General features: G+C 58.4%; 21 protein-coding genes. 6 read left to right on the top strand and 15 right to left on the bottom strand.

Annotated elements, in window-relative coordinates; all coding sequences use genetic code 11:
• Positions 1-14: 14 nt before the first annotated feature.
• The 8 genes from tsaE to chvI form a co-directional block, all read right to left on the bottom strand.
• A complete protein-coding gene (tsaE, locus tag CFBP6623_RS13755; RefSeq protein WP_046799726.1) occupies positions 15-1,526 on the bottom strand; it encodes a tRNA (adenosine(37)-N6)-threonylcarbamoyltransferase complex ATPase subunit type 1 TsaE in 1,512 nt (503 codons plus the stop codon).
• Positions 1,523-4,108 (bottom strand): sensor histidine kinase, encoded by a 2,586-nt coding sequence (locus CFBP6623_RS13760; protein ID WP_080841816.1) that lies wholly within the window; start codon positions 4,106-4,108, stop codon positions 1,523-1,525. The genes tsaE and CFBP6623_RS13760 overlap by 4 nt, the downstream gene beginning before the upstream one ends.
• Positions 4,109-4,316: 208 nt before the next feature.
• On the bottom strand, positions 4,317-5,717 hold the full coding sequence (gene ahcY, locus CFBP6623_RS13770; RefSeq protein ID WP_046799728.1) for an adenosylhomocysteinase: 1,401 nt from the start codon (positions 5,715-5,717) through the stop codon (positions 4,317-4,319).
• 127 nt (positions 5,718-5,844) lie between these two features.
• Positions 5,845-6,120: an HPr family phosphocarrier protein gene (locus CFBP6623_RS13775; RefSeq protein WP_046799729.1), complete on the bottom strand. Its 276-nt coding sequence runs from the start codon at positions 6,118-6,120 to the stop codon at positions 5,845-5,847.
• Between the two features lie 11 nt (positions 6,121-6,131).
• Positions 6,132-6,533 carry a PTS sugar transporter subunit IIA gene (locus CFBP6623_RS13780; RefSeq protein ID WP_003505374.1) on the bottom strand — a complete coding sequence of 134 codons (402 nt, stop codon included), beginning with the start codon at positions 6,531-6,533 and terminating at the stop codon, positions 6,132-6,134.
• Positions 6,534-6,658: 125 nt separating this feature from the next.
• On the bottom strand, positions 6,659-7,123 hold the full coding sequence (locus CFBP6623_RS13785) for an HPr kinase/phosphorylase (protein ID WP_046799730.1): 465 nt from the start codon (positions 7,121-7,123) through the stop codon (positions 6,659-6,661).
• Complete coding sequence (chvG, locus tag CFBP6623_RS13790) at positions 7,113-8,903, bottom strand: two-component system sensor histidine kinase ChvG (RefSeq protein WP_046799731.1); 1,791 nt, start codon at positions 8,901-8,903, stop codon at positions 7,113-7,115. Before chvG ends, CFBP6623_RS13785 begins: the two co-directional genes overlap by 11 nt.
• 56 nt (positions 8,904-8,959) lie before the next feature.
• Complete coding sequence (chvI, locus tag CFBP6623_RS13795; RefSeq protein WP_080842436.1) at positions 8,960-9,685, bottom strand: two-component system response regulator ChvI; 726 nt, start codon at positions 9,683-9,685, stop codon at positions 8,960-8,962.
• Positions 9,686-10,023: 338 nt separating this feature from the next.
• On the opposite strand from chvI, the gene CFBP6623_RS13800 reads away from it, so the two are divergent.
• The 3 genes from CFBP6623_RS13800 (at position 10,024) to lysM (ending at position 12,732) form a co-directional block, all read left to right on the top strand.
• Positions 10,024-11,634, top strand: coding sequence for a phosphoenolpyruvate carboxykinase (locus tag CFBP6623_RS13800; RefSeq protein WP_046799769.1), 1,611 nt, complete (start codon positions 10,024-10,026; stop codon positions 11,632-11,634).
• A gap of 127 nt (positions 11,635-11,761) precedes the next feature.
• On the top strand, positions 11,762-12,196 hold the full coding sequence (gene arfB / locus CFBP6623_RS13805; RefSeq protein ID WP_046799733.1) for an alternative ribosome rescue aminoacyl-tRNA hydrolase ArfB: 435 nt from the start codon (positions 11,762-11,764) through the stop codon (positions 12,194-12,196).
• Between the two features lie 86 nt (positions 12,197-12,282).
• Entirely contained in the window at positions 12,283-12,732 is a 450-nt protein-coding gene (gene lysM / locus CFBP6623_RS13810) for a peptidoglycan-binding protein LysM (protein WP_046799734.1), read from the top strand.
• 43 nt (positions 12,733-12,775) lie between these two features.
• Here the strand turns inward: lysM and coaA are convergent, their stop codons facing one another.
• From coaA to hisB, 7 genes are read right to left on the bottom strand one after another with little or no spacing between them, the layout of a single operon-like run.
• Complete coding sequence (gene coaA, locus CFBP6623_RS13815; protein ID WP_170979844.1) at positions 12,776-13,777, bottom strand: type I pantothenate kinase; 1,002 nt, start codon at positions 13,775-13,777, stop codon at positions 12,776-12,778.
• Positions 13,774-14,097, bottom strand: coding sequence for a phosphoribosyl-ATP diphosphatase (locus tag CFBP6623_RS13820; RefSeq protein WP_046799735.1), 324 nt, complete (start codon positions 14,095-14,097; stop codon positions 13,774-13,776). Before CFBP6623_RS13820 ends, coaA begins: the two co-directional genes overlap by 4 nt.
• A 15-nt stretch (positions 14,098-14,112) precedes the next feature.
• Positions 14,113-14,889, bottom strand: coding sequence for an imidazole glycerol phosphate synthase subunit HisF (hisF, locus tag CFBP6623_RS13825; protein WP_046799736.1), 777 nt, complete (start codon positions 14,887-14,889; stop codon positions 14,113-14,115).
• Positions 14,886-15,635, bottom strand: coding sequence for a 1-(5-phosphoribosyl)-5-[(5-phosphoribosylamino)methylideneamino]imidazole-4-carboxamide isomerase (gene hisA / locus CFBP6623_RS13830; RefSeq protein ID WP_046799737.1), 750 nt, complete (start codon positions 15,633-15,635; stop codon positions 14,886-14,888). The genes hisF and hisA overlap by 4 nt, the downstream gene beginning before the upstream one ends.
• Position 15,636: 1 nt before the next feature.
• On the bottom strand, positions 15,637-16,287 hold the full coding sequence (gene hisH / locus CFBP6623_RS13835; protein WP_052818621.1) for an imidazole glycerol phosphate synthase subunit HisH: 651 nt from the start codon (positions 16,285-16,287) through the stop codon (positions 15,637-15,639).
• A gap of 1 nt (position 16,288) precedes the next feature.
• Positions 16,289-16,783, bottom strand: a complete 495-nt coding sequence (locus CFBP6623_RS13840; RefSeq protein ID WP_046799739.1) for a DUF2628 domain-containing protein — start codon at positions 16,781-16,783, stop codon at positions 16,289-16,291.
• A gap of 22 nt (positions 16,784-16,805) precedes the next feature.
• On the bottom strand, positions 16,806-17,402 hold the full coding sequence (gene hisB, locus CFBP6623_RS13845) for an imidazoleglycerol-phosphate dehydratase HisB (RefSeq protein ID WP_046799740.1): 597 nt from the start codon (positions 17,400-17,402) through the stop codon (positions 16,806-16,808).
• A gap of 201 nt (positions 17,403-17,603) precedes the next feature.
• Between hisB and hslV the strand changes: the two genes are divergently transcribed.
• The 3 genes from hslV (at position 17,604) to CFBP6623_RS13860 (ending at position 20,673) form a co-directional block, all read left to right on the top strand.
• Positions 17,604-18,128, top strand: coding sequence for an ATP-dependent protease subunit HslV (hslV, locus tag CFBP6623_RS13850; RefSeq protein ID WP_046799741.1), 525 nt, complete (start codon positions 17,604-17,606; stop codon positions 18,126-18,128).
• Between the two features lie 75 nt (positions 18,129-18,203).
• Positions 18,204-19,511, top strand: a complete 1,308-nt coding sequence (hslU, locus tag CFBP6623_RS13855; RefSeq protein WP_046799742.1) for an ATP-dependent protease ATPase subunit HslU — start codon at positions 18,204-18,206, stop codon at positions 19,509-19,511.
• Positions 19,512-19,707: 196 nt separating this feature from the next.
• Complete coding sequence (locus CFBP6623_RS13860; RefSeq protein ID WP_046799771.1) at positions 19,708-20,673, top strand: DUF1402 family protein; 966 nt, start codon at positions 19,708-19,710, stop codon at positions 20,671-20,673.
• The last annotated feature ends 98 nt before the right edge of the window (positions 20,674-20,771 follow it).

Here is a 20,771-nt window from a genome sequence, read left to right on the forward strand (position 1 = left end):
TCGTCAACCGTCTTTCAGTCGTTGAATTCCATGCCCATACCGACACACCAGTCTCGAAGAGGCTCAAGTTCCGGATGCGAAAGCGCCGCGGCAAGATAGCGGAACGTCCTCGGCATATGTTTCATATAACCGGGTTTTCGATCCCGTTCCAACAACCTCACCCAGATACCGGCAAGCTTGCAGTTGCGCTGCGCCGACATGATGGCAAAAGCCTTGAGGAAAGCGGCCTCATCAAATGAAGGCGTGTTTCTTCTGCTATCGAGATAATGCGAAAGCAGATGCGCCTGCAGTTCGGGTTCGATGGTAACCCGGGCATCCTGCACGATGGAGGCGAGATCATAGGCGGTCGGGCCGATCATCGCGTCCTGAAAATCGATCAGGCCAACCTGTCGAATGCCGCTATTCTGCGCCTGCCAGAGAAGGTTGGGTGAATGGAAATCGCGCAGCAGGAGCCCCGTTTCACAATCAGCGAGTGAGTCGATCAGACTATCCCACAGGGCGTAATAGTCGCTCTTCTCGCTATCGGTGAGCGGCTTGCCGCGTTTGTGAGGAAGATACCATTCCGCCAGCAGCGAGACTTCGATTTTCATCGCCTGGCGATCGAAGGGGGGAACTTTGTAGGTGCTGCCGTCAATCACCGGCAGCAGGTCGGGTCGCGGGGTCTGATGAAGGGCTGCGAGGCAGGCGACGCTCTGCAGATAACGTTCTTCTATCGGCGTTCCGTCCTGCGCAAGCACCCCGTCGCGCCCCAGATCCTCCAGCAGGAGAATGCCCTGATCAATATCCGCTGCCAGAAGCTCTGGCGCGCAAAAGCCGCCATCTCGCAGATACTCGCCGATTGCCACGAAGGAGCGCGCATCCTGGGCAAGATGGGCGATTTCGGCATAGGTCTTGCCATCAGCCACGATCGCACCTCTCATGGGGCGTCGCCAGTCCATCAGGATAAGGTCATGGCCGTCAGTGGAAATGGTCTCATAGGCGCGTGTGGAGGCGTCACCGCTCAGAAAACGCCGGGCCGCATCGCCTCTGCCATTTCTTGTGAGGAACGTGCGAATGGCGAAAACCCGTTCAAGCCGTGCTTTCAATTTTGCCGGAGCCTCGATGACGGCCAGCCGTCCCTCGCCGGAATGCGTCAGCCGAAGCGTGACGGTCTGCTCCGGTGGCAAAACCTCGGTGGCGATATCCGGCCATTCGATCAGGCAGACGCCGTCCTCCAGCATCTCGTCGATGCCGAGCTCGTCCAGTTCGGAGACATCCGAAAGCCGGTAAAGATCGAGATGGGCAACCGGAATGCGAGTGGAATAGGTCTGGATGATCGTGAAGGTCGGGCTTGGAACCTCGAGATCCGGCTCATCCGCCATCGCGCGGATGAAGGCGCGGGCAAGTGTGGATTTACCGGCGCCGAGATCACCGATCAGCGCCAGGCAATCGCCGGGTTTCAATGCCAGCGCGAGGTCTTCACCGAGCCTGATGGTATCTTTTTCTCCCTCAAGGGAAATAGTGATCGGCAAGATGTCTTCGCTCATTCTGCGGCGATGGAATGCGGGCGCGTGCCGGAAGGAATGCGGCAGGTGACAATGGTGCCGTTGCCGGGGCGGCTATCGATTTCGACCGTGCCATGATGGAGGCTGACAAAACTCTCGACAATGGAAAGGCCAAGCCCCGCGCCGGTCCGCCGCCCACCATTGCCGCGTGTCGCGAAGCGGTCAAATACGGTCTTCAGCATGTCTTCTGGAATACCCGGGCCCTTATCCGCCACCGAGAACAGGAAGTCGCCCTCGCTGCGCTGGCACGACAGTTCAACTGCGGAGCCTTCCGGCGCAAAGTTGATTGCATTGGTCAGGAGCTTGATGAGAATCTGCTTCAGGCGCTGATGATCAGCCACCAGACTGCCAAGATGAGCCGGCGCGACGATTTCAAGCGAAATGCCGCTCTCCTGCAGGCGATCGGCGATCTGCACAGAAACGTCTTCAAGCAATTCGTTCAGATCATTGTCTGAATAATTCAGCTGCATGATGCCGGCATCGACGGTCGCAAGATCGAGAATATCGTTGACGATGGTCAAAAGCACCGAGGACGAGGTGGAAATATGGTCGAGATATTCGGCCTGTCGGTCCGTCAATTGGCCGATGCCGGGCGTCTTCAGGAGGTCGGTGAAACCGATAATATTCGTCAGCGGCGAGCGCAATTCGTAGGAAACATGCTGAACGAAATCGTTCTTCAGCTCGTCGGCCTTCAGAAGCGCGTCGTTCTTTTCCTTGAGCGCCCTTTCCGCCCGCACGCTGTCGGTCATGTTGACGAAGGTCAGCATGGTCTGCGCATCCGGCAGCGGAATGATCGCGAAATCGAGTACGAGACCGGAGAGCAGTTCGAGCGTACCCTGTTTGGACGGGCGCTCATCGTCAAAACTGGTAATGAACTGGCTAAAGGCGCGCCAGCCATCCGGTCTGTCATAGGATTGTGCGCAGGCGGTTTCGATGGCACGGATGTGGGTGCCTGTTTCCGCCTGCTCGGAGGTTACACCCCAGAGCGCCCGGAATGCCGGGTTGGAGAGGCGAATGCGGCCATCCGCACCGAACACGGCCACACCTTCAGCCAGATGGTCGATGGTTTCGCCCTGCACCTTCACCAGCGTGTTGTAGCGCATCTGCAGGTCGACCTGTTCGGTCAGGTTTTCAAAAACCCAGGTCGCGCCACCCTGCGGATGGGCGGTCGCGATGACCCGCAGCGTCTGCCCATTCGGCAGGTGCCAGAGATCGGTTTTGGTATCGAGCGAACGGTAAACGGCGAGGGCCGTCTCCTTCCAGTTTTTCCAGTTCAGCTGTTCGGGCAATTTGCCGGCGGTGCGCAGCCTGTCGAGAAGCTCGGAATTATCAGGACCGGATTCGAGGAAAACCAGATCGAGACCCCAAAGGGTCGCAAAAGCCTGATTGTAGAATTGCAGCCGCTGCCGGCCGTCGAAGATGGCGACGGGCGTCGCCAGATGATCCAGCGTTTCGGCATGGCTCTTGAGAACCCGCTTGAGTTCTTCGCTGATTGTTTCCGTTTCGGTGGCATCGATGGCGATACCGGCCGAACCCGCCGCGGTCTTGATATCGACAACGTCGAAGAAGGTGCGGTTGCCGGAGACCACAGTCGAAATGCGATCGTGATAGGGTGATTCCGGCGTTGCGGCCGCGCGTATCTTCTGCCGGGTAACGGTGTTCAACAGCTCGCGTTTTTCAAGAACGGCCTGATCGGCATCGCGCGCATCCACGGCCTGCGCATAGGCATGGTTGACCCAGGTTAGCTCGCCTTCGCCATTGCGGCGCCAGACGGGCTGTTCGATGGAATCCAGAAGGTCCTGAAACGTCGAGACCGAGGCGATCAGACGCTCGCGCTCCACCTGCAATTCAGCAAGTTCGGCGCGCAGATTATTAAGCGCTACGAAACGTGCAAATGCATTGCCGCCGGAGACCCGGCCTTGAACTTCAATGACTTCGCCGCGCTGCGTCTCGATAGTCAGGTCGAAACTCTGCGCGTGGCTGCGAAGTTTTTCGAGGGATTTTTCAAGCTGGCTCGCAGAGGACGGTTTCAGCCAGCGCCCGAAGGCCAGAAAATCATGATCCGCTTGCGGCGCGCCGGTCTCCACGGGTAATTGCCCCAGAAATTCGGGCCGCTTGTCAGCGCCATCCCAGATAACGATGCGCCGGCCCTTATCGGAAATCAGCGCCTCGTATTTGGCGATCTTGTGATGGGTTTCGGCAAGCGCCTTGCGGTATTCACTGCTTTCCGACTCGATATTGCCGCGCTGGCGCACCAGCCAGACGACGGAAAACAGCGTCGCCGAAAGCATGCCGACAAAGAGCGAATAGGTGATTGTTTCGCCAGAGGAGAACAGCCGCGCACCGGTCTTGGCAACAAGGCCATCCTGCGCCAGCGCCACACTTGCCGAACCGGCAAGGATCGTCCCCGACATCAGCAAGGGAAGCCGTGAAAAGCCTGTCCGGACCGCGCTGATCGCCAGCCGGCAATGCGCCAGAACCTGCGCGCTCAATGCCACGCCAGCTTGCGTGTTTTCAACGCGTTGAACTGTCTGCTCGCGCAGATCCGAATTGTGAACCGTCATCCCCGGTCTGTCTCCGTCCTATGTGCCGCATCTTCGACAAGACATCCCATTTCGTCCCCGCCGCCCTTTGGCGTGTCCGAATCAAGTCTGATGACAATACCGCCTTCATAAATCTGCGGAAAGGGAGCGCGCAAAAAAGATGCCGCGCACTTTGTCAAGTGCGCGGCATCTAGATGTTGTGTAATTTCAGTGGATATTAACTATGATATTAATATCTGTAGTGTTCGGCCTTGAACGGGCCTTCCTTGGAGATGCCGATATAATCTGCCTGCAGATCGGAAAGTTCAGTTAGCCGCACACCGAGCTTCTCAAGGTGAAGACGCGCGACCTTCTCATCGAGGTGCTTCGGCAGCACGTAAACTTCGTTCTTGTATTCGCCCTGCTTGGTGAAGAGCTCGATCTGGCCAAGCACCTGGTTGGTGAAGGACGCAGACATGACGAAGGACGGGTGGCCGGTGGCATTGCCGAGGTTCAGCAGGCGGCCTTCGGACAGAAGAATGATGCGGTTGCCCTTCGGGAACTCGATCATGTCGACCTGCGGCTTGATGTTCGTCCACTTCAGGTTACGCAGCGATGCGACCTGAATCTCGTTGTCGAAGTGGCCGATATTGCCGACGATCGCCATGTCCTTCATCTCGCGCATATGCTCGATGCGGATCACGTCCTTGTTGCCGGTGGTGGTGATGAAGATATCCGCCGAGGAAATGACGTCTTCCAGGCGAACGACCTCAAAACCATCCATGGCAGCCTGAAGCGCGCAGATCGGGTCGATTTCGGTGACCTTGACGCGGGCGCCGGCGCCCTGCAGCGAGGCGGCAGAGCCCTTGCCAACATCGCCGTAACCGCAAACGACGGCGACCTTGCCGGCCATCATCACGTCGGTTGCACGGCGAATGCCGTCTACCAGCGATTCCTTGCAGCCGTATTTGTTGTCGAACTTCGACTTGGTGACGCTGTCATTGACGTTGATCGCCGGGAAGGGCAGGAGGCCCTTCTTGCTGAGGTCGTAAAGACGGTGAACGCCGGTCGTCGTCTCTTCCGTGACGCCCTTCAGCGCGTCGCGCTGCTTGGTGAACCAGCCGGGAGAAGCCTTCAGGCGCTTGTTGATCTGCGCGAAAAGAATTTCTTCTTCTTCAGAGCCGGGATTGGACAAAACGTCTTCGCCGGCTTCGGCACGTGCGCCAAGCAGGATGTACATGGTGGCATCGCCGCCATCGTCGAGGATCATGTTGGACAGACCGCCATCGGTCCACTGGAAGATCTTGTCGGTATATTCCCAATATTCCGTCAGGCTTTCACCCTTGACGGCGAAGACCGGAATGCCAGCCGCTGCAATGGCCGCTGCCGCATGATCCTGCGTCGAGAAGATGTTGCAGGAGGCCCAGCGAACGTCTGCGCCCAGTTCCTTCAGCGTTTCGATGAGAACGCCGGTCTGGATCGTCATGTGAAGGGAACCGGTGATACGTGCGCCCTTCAGCGGCTTGCTTTCGCCGAACTCCTTGCGGCAGGACATCAGGCCGGGCATTTCGGTTTCGGCGATGTCCAGCTCCTTGCGGCCAAATGCGGCAAGGTTGATGTCGGCGACAATGTAGTCCTTCTCAAGGCTCATGAAGTTCTCCAGATCAGAATGCCACGCCTGTTGGCCCGGCTTTTAAACGTAGCAGCGGTTTAGCAGGCCACAAACGATCTGGCAATGATGATATAAAGAGGTCTTTATGTCTTTATATGTTGCTGGCTCAGGCTTCTTCGCCGAACCGGTCGGCCACCAGAGCTTCCAATGCGGCCAGCGCCTCCGACGCCTGATTGCCGCTTGCCTCGACATAGACGCTGCAGCCGGGGCTGGCCGCCAGCATCATCAGGCCCATGATGGAAGTGCCACCGACGGTCATGCCGTCCTTGGAAACCGTGATCGTCGCGTCGAAGCCCTCGACCATCTGAACGAATTTCGCAGATGCCCGGGCGTGGAGACCGCGCTTGTTGATGATCGGCAATTCCCGGGAGAGAGGCGACATGGGCTGACTTCTCACTTGCCGCTTAAAACGCGGCTGGCGACGTTGATATATTTGCGGCCGGCATCGGATGCATCCTGAAGGGCCTTGTCCATATTGTCTTCGCTGCGAACGCCGGCAAGCTTGATCAGCATGGGAAGATTGACCCCGGCGATGACTTCGACATTGCCGTTATTCATGACGGAGATTGCGAGATTGGACGGTGTGCCACCGAACATGTCCGTCAGTATGATAACACCATTGCCATCATTGGCACGCGCAACGGCGTCGATGATATCCTGCCGGCGCTGATCCATGTCGTCTTCGGGACCGATACAAACCGTCTCGATCAATTTCTGGGGACCGACGACATGCTCCAACGCATGGCGAAACTCCTCAGCCAGCTTGCCATGGGTGACAAGCACTAGTCCGATCATGAAATGCTCCCTTGCACACGCACTCTCATTGCCGACTATCGCAACGCGGCAATCCTGTCCATCGGTGGGATTTCATCTTGATGAGGAAAATGCGAATCGCAAGCCTAAAATCGCCCGAATCATCGTCACTTCACATTCGTTTTAAAAAGATTCTGAGCAAGTGCAGCAAATTTTCCATAGGGCGTAAGACTTGCAAGCGGAATGCGCAGAAGCGGAATATGCCCGCCACAGGGCAGCAAAAACGCTTCGTCATCTTCGGGAAGTCTCGGATTTTCCGGTGAAAGAACTGTCGTAACCGCAAAATGTAGTGGAGCGCTCGCAACGCTGTTGAGCGAAACAATGCCGCTGCCGCGCAACTCCAGCAGGCCGGCAATCGTTTGCGGCCGCTCGGCAATGATGTGTTCGCCGTCGCGGTACACGAAAATCTGATCGTCCGCGATCAACGCCGCCGGCAATCCGCAGCGTTCAGCCTCGGTCAGAAAACTGAAGGCAAGCTCGCTTTTGCCGCTGCCGGATGGTCCCGTGAAGAGGATTCCCGTGTTTTGAACGGTGATGGCGGTGGCGTGCAGGTTGAAGCGTTCAGCGTTCATGGGTTTCGGCCGCCGGCAGCGACAGGGTGAAGCGCGCGCCGGAAATCACGCCGTATTTGTCGACGACATTTTCCGCCCTGAGGCTGCCGCCATGGGCTTCGGCGATCTGGCGGCTGATGGAAAGGCCAAGGCCGGAATTCTGGCCGAAGCCTTCGCTCGCCGGTCGGTCGGTGTAAAACCGTTCGAAAATCCGGTCGATATCTTCGGCCTGAATGCCGGGTCCATTGTCTTCCACCTGCACGAGGCAGCGATCCTTGTGGCGGGAAAGACGCACGGTGATGCGGCCACTTTCTTCTGACACGAAAGAACGGGCATTCTCGATCAGATTGGTGACGATCTGGCTGAGGCGAAGGTCGTGGCCATTCACCACGAAAGAGGTTTTGCTTCCGGCCTTCCGGTCGGCCACATAGTCGATTGCCACGCTTTTCTTCTTGGTGCTGATCTGGCGGGATATGTCCACCAGCCCCTTCATCAGCACATCGAGGTCGAGCGGCGAGGCATCGGCGCGCGCCAGCTCGGCATCGAGCCGCGACGCATCCGAAATGTCGCTGATCAAGCGGTCGAGGCGGCGTACATCATGGAAGATGATCTCGGTCAGCCGTTGCTTCGATTCTTCGGTTTTCGCGCGCGGCAGGGTTTCCACGGCGCTGCGCAGCGAGGTCAGCGGGTTCTTGAGTTCATGACTGACGTCGGCGGCGAAGCTTTCGATTGCATCGATCCGGTCGTAAAGCGCCGTCGTCATTTCACGCAGGGCAATCGACAGGTTGCCGATTTCATCCTGACGTGCCGAAAAATCCGGTATCTCTTCACGCGTTCGCGCCCCGCGGCGTACACGGATCGCGGCGGCCGAAAGCCGCCGCAGCGGTGTGGCGATGGTCGATGACAGAAGCAGCGACAGAACGATATTGACCAGCGTGGCGATGCCGAAAACACGCATGATGGCCAGGCGCTCCGCATGCACGATCTTGTCGATATCGCCCGCCTGCGTGGAGAGCAGCAAGACGCCGAGCACGGCCCGGAAGCGTTGCACCGGCACGGCGACTGAAACGATCAGCTCGCCCTTTTCGGTGACGCGCACGACCGCGCCGCGCACACCGGTCAGCGCATTCATGACTTCCGGATAGATCGAACCGTCGCCGCCAGGCGCCTCCTTATATTGCGGAAGGCTGCTCGGCTGCAGCATGCGGTTGAACATGCTGGTGAACCAGTCGCCCCAGGTCTGGGTTTCCGGTGTTACCGGCGGCAGATCGAAGCGCAGAACCTGTCCGCGTGAATAAAGATGGCGCGAATCGAGCAGCAGATTGGCATCGGCATCGAAGAGCCGTGCGCGGGTGCGCGTCGGTGAAATCAGCCGCCGCAGCACTGGCGCCACCCGTTCCGGATTGATCGGGAAGCTCAAATCCTCGTCATTGGGAGCGGGGGTGATGCTCTGCCCCGCCTGCAATTCGAGAAGCTTTTCGGGATTGATGGTGATCGAATTCGTATCGACCGAAGCGGAAGCCGAAATCGCGCCGGCGATGATTTCGCCCTGCGTCAGAAGGCTTTCGACCCGCGCGTCGATCAGCCCCTCACGGAACTGGTTGAGATAGAGAATACCGCCGACCAGAACGACCGTCGCCGCGACATTGAAGAAAAGAATGCGGCGCGTGAGGCTGGAAAACACCGCATTGCCGAAAATGCGCCGGATGATCGTCAGCGGATGGATACGATGGCGGCGTTCGCTGCCGCGTTCTTCGGCATCGTCACTATCCGAGACGGTTTCCGGCGTTTTCTTCAGCACGTATTTAAGTCCTCGCCACCATTCTTCGGGTGGTCTCTTCCGATTTGCGTGCCGATTCAGGCCGCTTCGCGGAAGCGATATCCTACGCCATAAAGCGTTTCAATCATATCGAAGTCGCCATCGACCAGTTTGAACTTCTTGCGAAGGCGCTTGATGTGGCTGTCGATGGTGCGGTCATCCACATAAACCTGCTCATCATAAGCGGCGTCCATCAGCGCGTCGCGGCTTTTCACCACGCCCGGCCGCTGCGCCAGCGAGTGCAGGATGAGGAATTCGGTGACGGTGAGTGTTACCGGTTCGCCCTTCCAGGTGCAGGTGTGGCGTTCCTGGTCCATGGCGAGCTGCCCGCGCTCCAGCGTGCGGGCTTGCTGGTCCGCCGTCGGCTTTAGTGCGCCGCCAGTTGCTGGCGCGGCATCGCGGCTGCTGGCGCGGCGCAGGATCGCCTTGACGCGTTCCACCAGAAGGCGCTGCGAGAAGGGTTTGGTGATGAAGTCATCCGCGCCCATCTTCAGGCCGAACAATTCATCGATCTCTTCATCCTTCGAGGTGAGGAAGATCACCGGCAGATCCGATTTCTGACGCAGGCGCCGCAAAAGCTCCATGCCGTCCATGCGGGGCATTTTAATATCGAAAATGGCGAGCTGCGGCGGACGGGCGATCAACCCGTCAAGCGCGGAGGCGCCGTCCGTATACGTTTCGACCCGGTAGCCTTCGGCTTCGAGCGCGATCGATACCGAAGTCAGAATATTCCGGTCATCGTCGACAAGCGCGATCGTCTGCATGTAGTTGGTCTCCATCGTCATTTTCTCGTAACTCCCGACATTCACCCAGCCAGGTTGTGCGCCGCGAGCCACTCTCTTGAGTATAAAGGTGGAACAAATTGTGGCAAAGGAAAACTCGCCCCAAAATCGTAAGGGTGCGGCGAGCGGATTTCGTGAAAACGCCGCAGCTGGATTTTAATGCGTCTTCAACCGATTTAAAAAGAAATAAAATCTTTTAAATCGATTAATATATTGAAATCACTAAGTTTTTTAAAGTTCGGCTCTTGCGTTTCCAAAAGCTGCCACGTATTTTCCGTGAAAATTTCAACGTCCTTACCGTCATTAACAAGGAACGCGTCATGAACGAGCTTGGGGTTCATAATCCTGCCAATGGAGTTGCGGAACTCGGACTGGGCGAGGCCTCCCGCGTCTTTTATAACCTCAATGAGAGCGAATTATACGAAGAGGCGATCCGCAACGGCGAGGCCGAACTGACCATTGATGGCGCACTGCGCGCCGTCACCGGCCAGCACACGGGCCGTTCGCCGAAGGACAAATTCGTCGTTCGCGACGCTTCCACCGAGAACACCATCTGGTGGGACAACAACAAGCCGCTGTCGCCGGAAAACTTCGAGCTGTTGCGTCAGGACATGTTGGCCCATGCCGCCGGCAGGACCCTCTATGTTCAGGACCTGATCGGCGGTGCCGATGAGGAAAATGCGCTGCCGACACGCGTCGTCACCGAGCTTGCCTGGCATTCGCTGTTCATCCGCAATCTGCTGATCCGTCCAAAGCAGGAAAAACTGGCGGGCTTCAAGCAGAAACTCACCATCATCAACCTGCCAAGCTTCAAGGCCGATCCGGCCCGTCACGGCGTCCGTTCGGAAACCGTCATCGCCTGCGATCTGACCAATGGCCTCGTCCTCATCGGCGGCACGTCCTATGCCGGTGAAAACAAGAAGTCGGTCTTTACGGTACTGAACTACCTTCTGCCGGCCAAGGGTGTGATGCCGATGCATTGCTCGGCCAATGTCGGTCCTGAGGGTGATTCCGCCGTCTTCTTCGGTTTGTCCGGCACCGGCAAAACCACGCTTTCGGCTGACCCTTCGCGCACGCTTATCGGCGATGATGAACATGGCTGGGGCGAGCACGGCATCTTCAATTTCGAAGGTGGCTGCTATGCCAAGGCGATCAAGCTTTCGGCCGAAGCCGAGCCGGAAATCTATGCCGCGACCCGTCGTTTCGGCACGGTTCTTGAAAACGTCGTGCTCGACGAAAACCGCGTTCCTGATTTCAATGACAATTCGCTGACGGAAAACACCCGCAGCGCCTACCCGCTGCATTTCATTCCGAATGCATCGGAAACGGGCATTGCCGGTCATCCGAAGACGATCATCATGCTGACGGCCGATGCCTTCGGCGTGCTGCCGCCGATTGCCCGGCTGACGCCGGAACAGGCCATGTACCACTTCCTCTCCGGCTACACCGCAAAGGTTGCCGGCACGGAAAAGGGCGTAACGGAACCGGAAGCGACCTTCTCCACCTGCTTCGGCGCCCCCTTCATGCCGCGCCATCCGGCGGAATACGGCAACCTGCTGCGTGAGCTGATCGGCAAGCACGGCGTCGATTGCTGGCTGGTCAACACCGGCTGGACCGGCGGCGCTTATGGCATCGGCAAGCGCATGCCGATCAAAGCGACCCGCGCGCTTCTGACGGCGGCACTCACCGGCGAGCTGAAGGATGCCGAATTCCGCACCGATGCGAATTTCGGTTTCGCCGTACCCCTGTCGCTTGATGGCGTTGACAGCGCAATCCTCGATCCGCGTTCGACCTGGGCCGATGGCGCAGCCTATGACGCGCAGGCGAAGAAGCTGGTGTCGATGTTCGTCACGAACTTCACCAAGTTCGAAGACCACGTCGACAGCAAGGTTCGCGACGCAGCGCCAGGCCTTCTGCTCGCGGCTGAATGAATGAAGCCTCATATGTGAGGAGGAGGGAACCCGGCCTTGTGCCGGGTTTCTTTTTTGCCGGTCTCTTGATTCTGGCCACTGTTTTCATTTCGCGCGTTCTGTGGCATCACCGGCGCGGAGAAAGATCATGGCCAGCGACCCGCTTTACATCAGCAACCGTATCACCATTGCCGGCTGGGAGCTGACGGAGCAATTCGTGCTGGCCGGTGGGCCGGGCGGCCAGAACGTCAACAAGGTCTCGACGGCGGTCCAGCTGTTTTTCGACATCGCCAATTCGCCCTCCCTGTCGGAACGGGTGAAGGCGAATGCCCTGCGTCTGGGTGGCAGACGTGTGTCGAAAGACGGCGTGCTGATGATCGAGGCGAGCCGGTTTCGCAGCCAGGAGCGCAATCGCGAAGATGCGCGCGAACGACTGAAAGAGCTGATCCTCGAAGCCGCCGCCCCGCCGCCGCCGGTGCGCAAGGCCACCAAGCCCACCAAGGGTTCTGTGGAGCGTCGTCTCAAGGCGAAGTCCGGTCGCTCCGATATCAAGAAAATGCGCGGCAAACCCTCGGGCGACTAGGCTCCCGCGCTGCGACAAATGTTTCGCCCTTGTCATAGAGCTTCAAATATCGTCTGGTAATCCTCCCTACAACCAAGGAGGGTGCTATGGGTCTGTTCAATTTCATCAAGGAAGCGGGAAAGAAGCTCGGTATCGGCGGCGATGACGCACCTGATGTCGATGCGGTCAAGAAGGAACTCGCTTCCCACGATCTCGGCACGGACAAGGTTCAGGTCGAAGTGGTGGACGACAAGGTCGTTCTGAAGGGCGAAGTGGCCGATCAGTCGGTTTTCGAAAAGGCGGTCATCGCGGTCGGCAATACGCTCGGCATTTCCAAGGTCGAGGCCGGCGAGCTGAAAGTGACTGAGGCGCCGGCGAAAGAACCCGTTTTCTACACGGTCAAGAAGGGCGACAATCTCTGGAAGATTGCCGAAGCCCAGTACGGCAAGGCTAATGGCGCGAAGAACAACATTATCTTCGAAGCCAACAAGCCAATGCTGACCCATCCCGATAAAATCTACCCCGGACAGGTTCTGCGTATTCCCGACCTCGCATAATAACGGGTTTAATCACCGGAGATGCCGCCATGCGCGGCATCTTTTACAGCTTGCGAAGCGCCACCGTATCGATCAGGTGGTTCTTTCCCTTACGCAGAATAAGGTCGGCACGCGGGCGTGTCGGCACGATGTTCTGGCGCAGGTTCTTCAGGTTGATGTTCTGCCAGAGACCTTCGGCAATGCTCAGCGCCGCTTCTTCGCTGATCGAGGCATAGCGGTTGAAGAATGAATTCGGGTCGCGGAACGCGGTTTGCCGAAGATTCATGAACCGGTTCACATACCAGTTATGAATGAAGTCCTCGTCAGCATCGATATAGATCGAGAAATCGAAGAAATCTGAAACGATCGGTACGATCCGCCCGCCCGCCGGCAGGTCGCGCGATTGCAGCACGTTGATGCCTTCGAAAATCAGGATATCAGGCTGGTCGATGACAGTGAATTCGTTCGGCAGAACGTCATAGGTCAGGTGCGAATAGCGCGGCGCCTTCACATTCGGCTGGCCCGCCTTGATCGCCGAGAGGAAACGCAAGAGCGCGCCGATATCGTAACTTTCCGGAAAGCCCTTACGCTCCATCAGGTTCTCGCGTCGCAGCACCTCGTTCGGGTAAAGAAACCCGTCGGTGGTGATGAGATCGACCTTGGGGCTGGAGGGCCAGCGGGCCAGAAGCTCCTTCAGGATACGTGCCGTCGTGGATTTACCAACGGCCACCGAACCGGCAATACCGATGACGAAAGGCGTCTTGTTGACATCCCCCATGTTGAGGAAGCGGTTGCGCTGCTCGAACAGCAGCTGCGATGCTTCCACATGCGAGGACAGGAGGCGCGATAGCGACAGGTAAATGCGCCGCACCTCGTCCAGATCGATCGGGTCGTCCAGCGAGCGCAGTCTTTTGACCTCGTCGGCGGAAAGCGTCAGCGGCGTATCGGCGCGAAATTTCGCCCATTCTTCCGAACTGAAGAAGTGGTAGGGCGAATATTCATCCGGCCGAAAATGATCGAGTGTGCCTGGCATGCCTCTCTCCCCGCTGCCTGCCGTGACATTCATGATGTCGGCCTCGCCGCCTTTTCCGCAAGGCCAGTCTGGCCCGTCCGGCGCTCCAGTTCGGCAAAAACGTCGCTCAGCGGAATGTCGGCGATCTTCAGCACCACCAGCAGATGATAAAGCAGATCGGCGGCCTCGTTCTTCAGCCCGTCGCGGTCTTTTGCGATGGCGGCGATGACGGCCTCGACCGCCTCTTCGCCCAGTTTTTTTGCCGCACGATCCTGGCCCGCCGCAACGAGTTTGGCTGTCCAGGATTCGTCGGGAGATGCAGCGGCGCGGGTCGCGACAATGCGTTCCAGATCGGAAAGGGAAAATGCGCTCATGAAGAGTTCCTGCAATCAGTCGAGACGCATGGCGATGCCATGCTCGGCCATGTAGTTTTTGGCTTGCCCGATCGAATAGGTGCCGAAGTGGAAGATGGAGGCGGCAAGCACCGCAGTTGCGTGGCCATCACGCACGCCTGCCACCAGATCGTCGAGAGTCCCGACGCCGCCCGAGGCGATGACGGGTACACGAACCTGATCGGCAATGCTGCGCGTCAGGCCGATATCGTAGCCGCTCTTGGTACCATCGCGATCCATTGAGGTCACAAGCAATTCGCCGGCGCCGCGTTCAACCATCTTGATGGCGAATTCCACGGCGTCGATGCCCGTCGGTTGGCGTCCGCCATGGGTGAAGATTTCCCAGCGGCCTTCTTCCCCATCCTTCGAAACCCGCTTGGCGTCGATAGAAACGACGATGCACTGGTTTCCGAACTTGTCGGCCGCTTGCGCCACGAAATCCGGATCCTTGACGGCTGCGGAATTGATCGAGACCTTGTCCGCGCCACAGAGAAGCAGCTTGCGGATGTCCGCGACGGCGCGGACACCGCCGCCGACGGTTAGCGGCATGAAACAATGGTCGGCCGTGCGCGATACGACATCAAAGATCGTGTCGCGATTATCCGAGGAGGCGGTGATGTCGAGGAAGCAGAGTTCATCGGCCCCTGCCGCATCATAGGCCTTCGCCGCCTCGACCGGGTCGCCGGCATCGATCAAGTCGACGAAGTTCACGCCCTTGACGACACGGCCGTCCTTCACATCGAGGCAGGGAATAACGCGGGCTTTGAGGGTCATGCTTTTACCTCCTTGGCTGCAGCCGCCTTGATGAGGGCGAGCGCCTCGGCGTGGTCGATGCGCCCGTCGTAAAGCGCGCGGCCCGAAATCGCGCCCTCGAGCTTTGCGGCATCCGGCTGCAACATGCGCTTGATGTCGTCGATGGAGGCAAGGCCACCGGAAGCGATGACCGGGATGGAGACGGCATCCGCCAGTTCCAGCGTCGAGGCCCAGTTGATACCGGCCAGAATGCCGTCGCGATCGATATCGGTATAGATGATGGCGGCAACGCCGGCGCCTTCAAAACGCTTGGCGAGTTCGATGACGCCGAGTTCGGAGGCTTCCGCCCAGCCCTCGACGGCAACCTTGCCGCCCTTGGCATCGATGCCGACGGCGACCTGGCCGGGGAAACGCTTGCAGGCTTCGATAACCAGAACCGGATCGCGCACCGCGACGGTGCCGAGAATGACGCGGGCAAGGCCACGGCTCAGCCACGCTTCGATATGATCGAGCGTGCGGATGCCGCCGCCAAGCTGCACCGGGTTTTTCGTGGCTTTCAGAATGGCGTCGACGGCCTCGCCATTCACCGTCTCACCGGCGAAGGCACCGTTGAGATCAACGACGTGCAGCCACTCGAAACCCTGATCCTCAAAGGCTTTCGCCTGCGCGCCGGGGTCCTCGTTATAGACTGTGGCCTGGTCCATATCGCCGAGTTTCAGGCGAACGCACTGGCCGTCTTTAAGGTCGATTGCGGGAAAAAGGATCATGTCAGGGCTTCCAGCGCAGGAAATTGGAAATCAGGGCAAGGCCGAGCGTTTGGCTTTTTTCCGGGTGGAACTGCGCGCCCGCCATATTGTCGCGACCGACGAAAGCCGTCATCGCGCCACCGTAATTGGTGGTGGCGATGACATCCGTCGAGTGCTTGGCTGCCAGATGATAGGAATGCACGAAATAGGCGTGCAGGCCGTCAGCGCCGGTCTTGATGCCGTCGAAAAGAGGGTGGGCATGCCGGATTTCCAGCGTATTCCAACCAATCTGCGGAATCTTGAGACTGGGATCGGATGGCGTCATTTCCACGACGTCGCCCTCGATCCAGCCGAGCCCGGTGCTGACAGTCTTTTCGAGCCCGCGCGAGGACATCAGCTGCATGCCGACGCAGATGCCGAGGAAGGGATGGGCTTTTTTCTCGACGGCTTCAATGAGCGCCTCATGCATGCCGGGAACGGCATCGAGACCGGCACGGCAATCCGCATAGGCGCCGACACCAGGCAGGACGATGCGGTCCGCCGAAGCGACGTGATCCGGCCTGTCGGTCAGGTCGATGGTTGCATTGATGCCGGCTTCGCGGGCGGCACGCTCGAAAGCTTTGGTGGCCGAACGCAGGTTGCCAGAACCGTAGTCGATGATCGCGACACGCATGTCAGCGCCTTCCATTCAAGTCGAAAAGAAACGATCCGGCGGGATCGTTGACGAAATTCTTGTCGCCGCGCTTTTGCGGCGAGGGGGTCCAGACCGGCTGGGACAGTTGTTCCGCCGTTTCGGCGTTTTCGGAGAGACCGGAGAAATATATGTCTTCGGCGCTCGAAAGATCAGGGGCGGATATGACTGACGTCAGCGTCCAGCCTTTGCGGATCAGGTGCCGGACGAGAAAATCGCGTCCCTCCAGCGCCGTGATGAGTCCAATGGCGAAACCGAAGAGAATACCAACCGGTTCGAATCCGGCTAATATGGAGACCTGCCCGGCCAGAAGGAGCACGATGGCAACGATGGCCGCCGCCAGCCACAACCGGTTAATGGCCAACCAGAGCCAGGGCGCGACCAGCGCCAGCCAGACGAAACGGTCTGCGATGAAGCGGGTCGTCTTGTGGTCCCTGTCCGGCCCGTTGGGGGCTTCCAGAACGAGATAGCTTGTCATGGGCTTCCTGACAGCTTTGGCGTCAGGCCAGCATACCCTTCGTGGAGGGAACGCGGCCTGCCTGCCGGGGGTCGATCTCGGTTGCCGTGCGAAGAACGCGGGCAACGGCCTTGAAGCATGTTTCGGCGATATGATGGTTGTTAGCGCCGTAATGGTTCAGGATATGCAGCGTAATGCCGGCATTCTGTGCCAGCGCCTGAAAGAACTCGCGCACCAGCTCGGTATCGAAGGTGCCGATCTTCGGCGCGGAAAAATTGACGTTCCAGACGAGAAAGGGCCGGCCGGAAATATCGACCGCCGCCTTGGTCATCGTTTCGTCCATGGCAAGATCGAGCGAGGCGTAACGGGTAATGCCGCGACGGTCACCCAGCGCCTTGGCAATGGCCTGACCGATGGCTATGCCGGTATCTTCAACAGTGTGATGATCATCGATGTGCAGGTCGCCCTTGACCTCGATGTCCATGTCGATCAGCGAATGGCGGCTCAGCTGGTCCAGCATATGGTCGAAAAATCCCACACCGGTGGAAATTGTCGACTTGCCGGTGCCGTCGATATCCACGCGCACCGAAACCGAGGTTTCGTTGGTGGTGCGGATAATCTCGCCTTTACGTTCTGCCATTTTGGCCGCTCCGTGAAAATGTCGCCGTTCCTTATCAGCACGGGACACAAATATCCAGTTGTTCCATCGTCTTGCCTGACATGCCGAAAACGGTGCGTCGCCTCGAAGATTGCAATCGCGAAAAGCAAACTTACATAGAACTCGAGAAGGGCCGCATCCCGGCCCGTTAACCGCAGGCCCGTAAGGGCAGACAGGTGTTTGATGACAACGATTATTACAGTCAGAAAAGGCGGCAAGGTCGTCATGGCTGGCGATGGTCAGGTAAGCCTTGGCCAGACCGTCATGAAGGGTAATGCCCGCAAGGTTCGCCGCATCGGCAAGGGTGAAGTGATTGCTGGTTTTGCCGGCGCGACTGCGGATGCCTTCACGCTGCTCGACCGTCTTGAAAAGAAACTCGAGCAATATCCCGGCCAGTTGATGCGCGCGGCGGTGGAGCTTGCGAAGGACTGGCGCACGGACAAATATCTGCGCAACCTCGAAGCGATGATGCTGGTGGCCGATAAATCCACCACGCTCGCCATCACCGGTAATGGCGATGTGCTGGAGCCCGAGCACGGTGCGATCGCCATCGGTTCCGGCGGTAATTACGCCTTTGCGGCTGCCCGCGCCATGATGGACACGGACAAGTCTGCCGAAGAGGTGGCGCGCCAGGCGCTCGATATCGCCGCCGATATCTGCGTTTATACCAACCATAATCTCGTCGTCGAAACGCTCGACGCCGAATAAGCGAATTTTCTCAAACATGGGTCCTGTGGGCCGGGCCGGAATGGCCGGCCGGAGCAGGAAAGCCGAGAGGATAGAATGACCAATTTTTCACCCCGGGAAATTGTCTCGGAACTGGACCGCCACATCATCGGCCAGCATGATGCGAAACGTGCGGTCGCGATCGCACTGCGCAACCGCTGGCGTCGTCAGCAGCTCGATGAGAGCCTGCGCGATGAAGTGATGCCCAAGAATATCCTGATGATCGGACCGACCGGCGTCGGAAAGACTGAGATTTCCCGGCGTCTCGCCAAGCTTGCCGGCGCTCCCTTCATCAAGGTCGAGGCGACCAAGTTCACCGAAGTCGGTTATGTCGGCCGCGATGTCGAACAGATCATCCGCGATCTCGTGGAAATCGGTATCGGCCTCGTGCGTGAAAAGAAACGTGCCGAGGTACAGGCCAAGGCGCATGCCAGTGCTGAAGAACGGGTGCTCGATGCGCTTGTCGGCACGACGGCGTCGCCCGGCACCCGCGAAAGCTTCCGCAAGAAGCTGCGTGATGGCGAGTTGGACGACAAGGAAATCGATATCGAGGTGGCCGATAGCGGCTCGGGCATGCCCGGTTTCGAAATTCCCGGTATGCCGGGCGCCAATATCGGTGTCCTCAACCTGTCGGAAATGTTCGGCAAGGCCATGGGCGGACGCACCAAGAAGGTGCGCACCACGGTCTCGAAATCCTATACCGATCTCGTCCGCGACGAATCCGACAAGCTGCTCGACAATGAAATGATCCAGCGCGAAGCGGTAAAGTCGGTGGAAAATGACGGTATCGTCTTCCTCGACGAGATCGACAAGATCGCGGCGCGCGATGGCGGCATGGGCGCCGGCGTTTCGCGTGAAGGCGTGCAGCGCGATCTCCTGCCGCTTGTCGAAGGTACGACGGTTTCGACAAAATACGGCCCTGTCAAAACCGACCACGTCCTGTTCATCGCGTCAGGCGCGTTCCATGTGGCAAAGCCATCCGATCTTTTGCCGGAGCTTCAGGGCCGCCTGCCGATCCGCGTCGAGTTGAAGCCGCTGACCAAGGAGGATTTCCGCCGTATCCTGACCGAGACGGAAGCAAGCCTCATCCGGCAGTACAAGGCGCTGATGGCGACGGAAGAACTCGACCTTGATTTCACCGATGATGCGATTGACGCTCTGGCCGATGTGGCCGTTCATCTCAATTCGTCGGTTGAGAATATCGGTGCTCGTCGCCTGCAGACGGTGATGGAGCGTGTTCTGGACGAGATTTCCTTCAACGCGCCGGATCGCGGCGGCTCTGTCGTCAAGATCGATCAGGAATACGTCAAAAAACATGTCGGCGATCTTGCCGCCGATACGGATTTGTCTCGTTATATTCTCTGAAGACTTCAAGGAGAACGAAAGAGGAGTGCGGCCATATTTGCCGCACTCTTTTATTTTATCTGCCTCATCTCGCATTCAGCCCGCATTTTGTTTATGGGAAGGGCTGCATTCCGGTTGGAACCGCTTTCGTGGAATGGTCCGGTTTTCCTCACGTGTTTCGAAGGGAAGCCGCAGGCTTGAGAAAAGGCATTCGCTCGTGCGCAAAACTCTTCTGGCATTTGCCGTGGCTCTGGCGGTCACTGCCGTTTCATCTTCTTATGCCGAGGCGGCGACGGTCGTTCCACCGGGCAATCGCAACGCCGAACAGCCCGGTGTTCCCGGCGCTTCCGCCCGCAGAACCAAGGCGTCCAACAGCTCTTTCGAACGCAAATACCAGAAGGTGATCGACCTCTTGTCCTCCGACAAGGCGCTGATCGCCAAGATCAAGTCGACTGCCGGGCGCTACGGCATCGATCCGATCCATATGATCGGTGCGATTGTCGGCGAGCATACCTATAATGTCGACGCCTATGACCGGCTGCAATCCTACTATGTCAAAGCTGCCTCCTATGCCGGCAGCAGCTTCCGTTTCGGCTACAAGGACGAAACCATCGCGCAGTTTCTGGCACGTTCGCAATTTACCAAATGTCAGTCGAAAAAGGATTCCTACGGCCTTTGGAACTGTCGGGAAGATGTCTGGGACGACAGCTTCCGCGGCAAGACGGTGGATGGCGTTGCCTATCCGAACAACCGTTTCAGTGCCGTGTTTTTCCAGCCCTTCTACGCCGGACAGACCTTCGGTCTTGGCCAGATCAACCCGCTGACGGCGCTGATGTTGTCCGACATGGTTTCGAAAACCTCTGGTTATGACAGGTTGGATGAGAACGACGCCACCGCCGTCTATACCGCGATCATGGACCCGGACCGCTCGCTGGCCTTCATGGCCGCCTCCATCCGCAAATCGATCGATGATTACAGATCGATTGCCGACATGGATATTTCGAGAAATCCGGGCGTGACCTCCACGCTTTATAATGTCGGCGGCTCTCAGCAGCGCGCGGCCGCTCTCGCCCAGAAAAACCGCCAGCGCGCCGCAGGCGGCGAACAGCCCCTGTTGCCGGAAGAAAACTATTACGGCTGGCTGGTGAATGACCGTATCAAGGACCTGCAGGCGCTTTTGTAGAAAAAGGCGATTATCGCCTACATTGTTTCCAAAAAGGAAATAATATTTGGCTGCCTGCCGCAATTGACGAGCGGCGGTCTCCGCGTCCAATCTATGCC

Origin of the sequence: Agrobacterium tumefaciens (genome assembly GCF_005221385.1) — a bacterium.
GTDB classification, from domain to species: Bacteria; Pseudomonadota; Alphaproteobacteria; order Rhizobiales; family Rhizobiaceae; genus Agrobacterium; species Agrobacterium tomkonis.

What these genes read in the sequence shown, in the direction of transcription:
- tsaE (WP_046799726.1), bottom strand. Translation starts at nt 1,526, where the DNA reads ATGAGCGAAGACATCTTGCCGATCACTATTTCCCTTGAGGGAGAAAAA.
- CFBP6623_RS13760 (WP_080841816.1), bottom strand. Translation starts at nt 4,108, where the DNA reads ATGACGGTTCACAATTCGGATCTGCGCGAGCAGACAGTTCAACGCGTT.
- ahcY (WP_046799728.1), bottom strand. Translation starts at nt 5,717, where the DNA reads ATGAGCCTTGAGAAGGACTACATTGTCGCCGACATCAACCTTGCCGCA.
- CFBP6623_RS13775 (WP_046799729.1), bottom strand. Translation starts at nt 6,120, where the DNA reads ATGTCGCCTCTCTCCCGGGAATTGCCGATCATCAACAAGCGCGGTCTC.
- CFBP6623_RS13780 (WP_003505374.1), bottom strand. Translation starts at nt 6,533, where the DNA reads ATGATCGGACTAGTGCTTGTCACCCATGGCAAGCTGGCTGAGGAGTTT.
- CFBP6623_RS13785 (WP_046799730.1), bottom strand. Translation starts at nt 7,123, where the DNA reads ATGAACGCTGAACGCTTCAACCTGCACGCCACCGCCATCACCGTTCAA.
- chvI (WP_080842436.1), bottom strand. Translation starts at nt 9,685, where the DNA reads ATGCAGACGATCGCGCTTGTCGACGATGACCGGAATATTCTGACTTCG.
- CFBP6623_RS13800 (WP_046799769.1), top strand. Translation starts at nt 10,024, where the DNA reads ATGAACGAGCTTGGGGTTCATAATCCTGCCAATGGAGTTGCGGAACTC.
- arfB (WP_046799733.1), top strand. Translation starts at nt 11,762, where the DNA reads ATGGCCAGCGACCCGCTTTACATCAGCAACCGTATCACCATTGCCGGC.
- lysM (WP_046799734.1), top strand. Translation starts at nt 12,283, where the DNA reads ATGGGTCTGTTCAATTTCATCAAGGAAGCGGGAAAGAAGCTCGGTATC.
- coaA (WP_170979844.1), bottom strand. Translation starts at nt 13,777, where the DNA reads ATGAATGTCACGGCAGGCAGCGGGGAGAGAGGCATGCCAGGCACACTC.
- CFBP6623_RS13820 (WP_046799735.1), bottom strand. Translation starts at nt 14,097, where the DNA reads ATGAGCGCATTTTCCCTTTCCGATCTGGAACGCATTGTCGCGACCCGC.
- hisF (WP_046799736.1), bottom strand. Translation starts at nt 14,889, where the DNA reads ATGACCCTCAAAGCCCGCGTTATTCCCTGCCTCGATGTGAAGGACGGC.
- hisA (WP_046799737.1), bottom strand. Translation starts at nt 15,635, where the DNA reads ATGATCCTTTTTCCCGCAATCGACCTTAAAGACGGCCAGTGCGTTCGC.
- hisH (WP_052818621.1), bottom strand. Translation starts at nt 16,287, where the DNA reads ATGCGTGTCGCGATCATCGACTACGGTTCTGGCAACCTGCGTTCGGCC.
- CFBP6623_RS13840 (WP_046799739.1), bottom strand. Translation starts at nt 16,783, where the DNA reads ATGACAAGCTATCTCGTTCTGGAAGCCCCCAACGGGCCGGACAGGGAC.
- hisB (WP_046799740.1), bottom strand. Translation starts at nt 17,402, where the DNA reads ATGGCAGAACGTAAAGGCGAGATTATCCGCACCACCAACGAAACCTCG.
- hslV (WP_046799741.1), top strand. Translation starts at nt 17,604, where the DNA reads ATGACAACGATTATTACAGTCAGAAAAGGCGGCAAGGTCGTCATGGCT.
- hslU (WP_046799742.1), top strand. Translation starts at nt 18,204, where the DNA reads ATGACCAATTTTTCACCCCGGGAAATTGTCTCGGAACTGGACCGCCAC.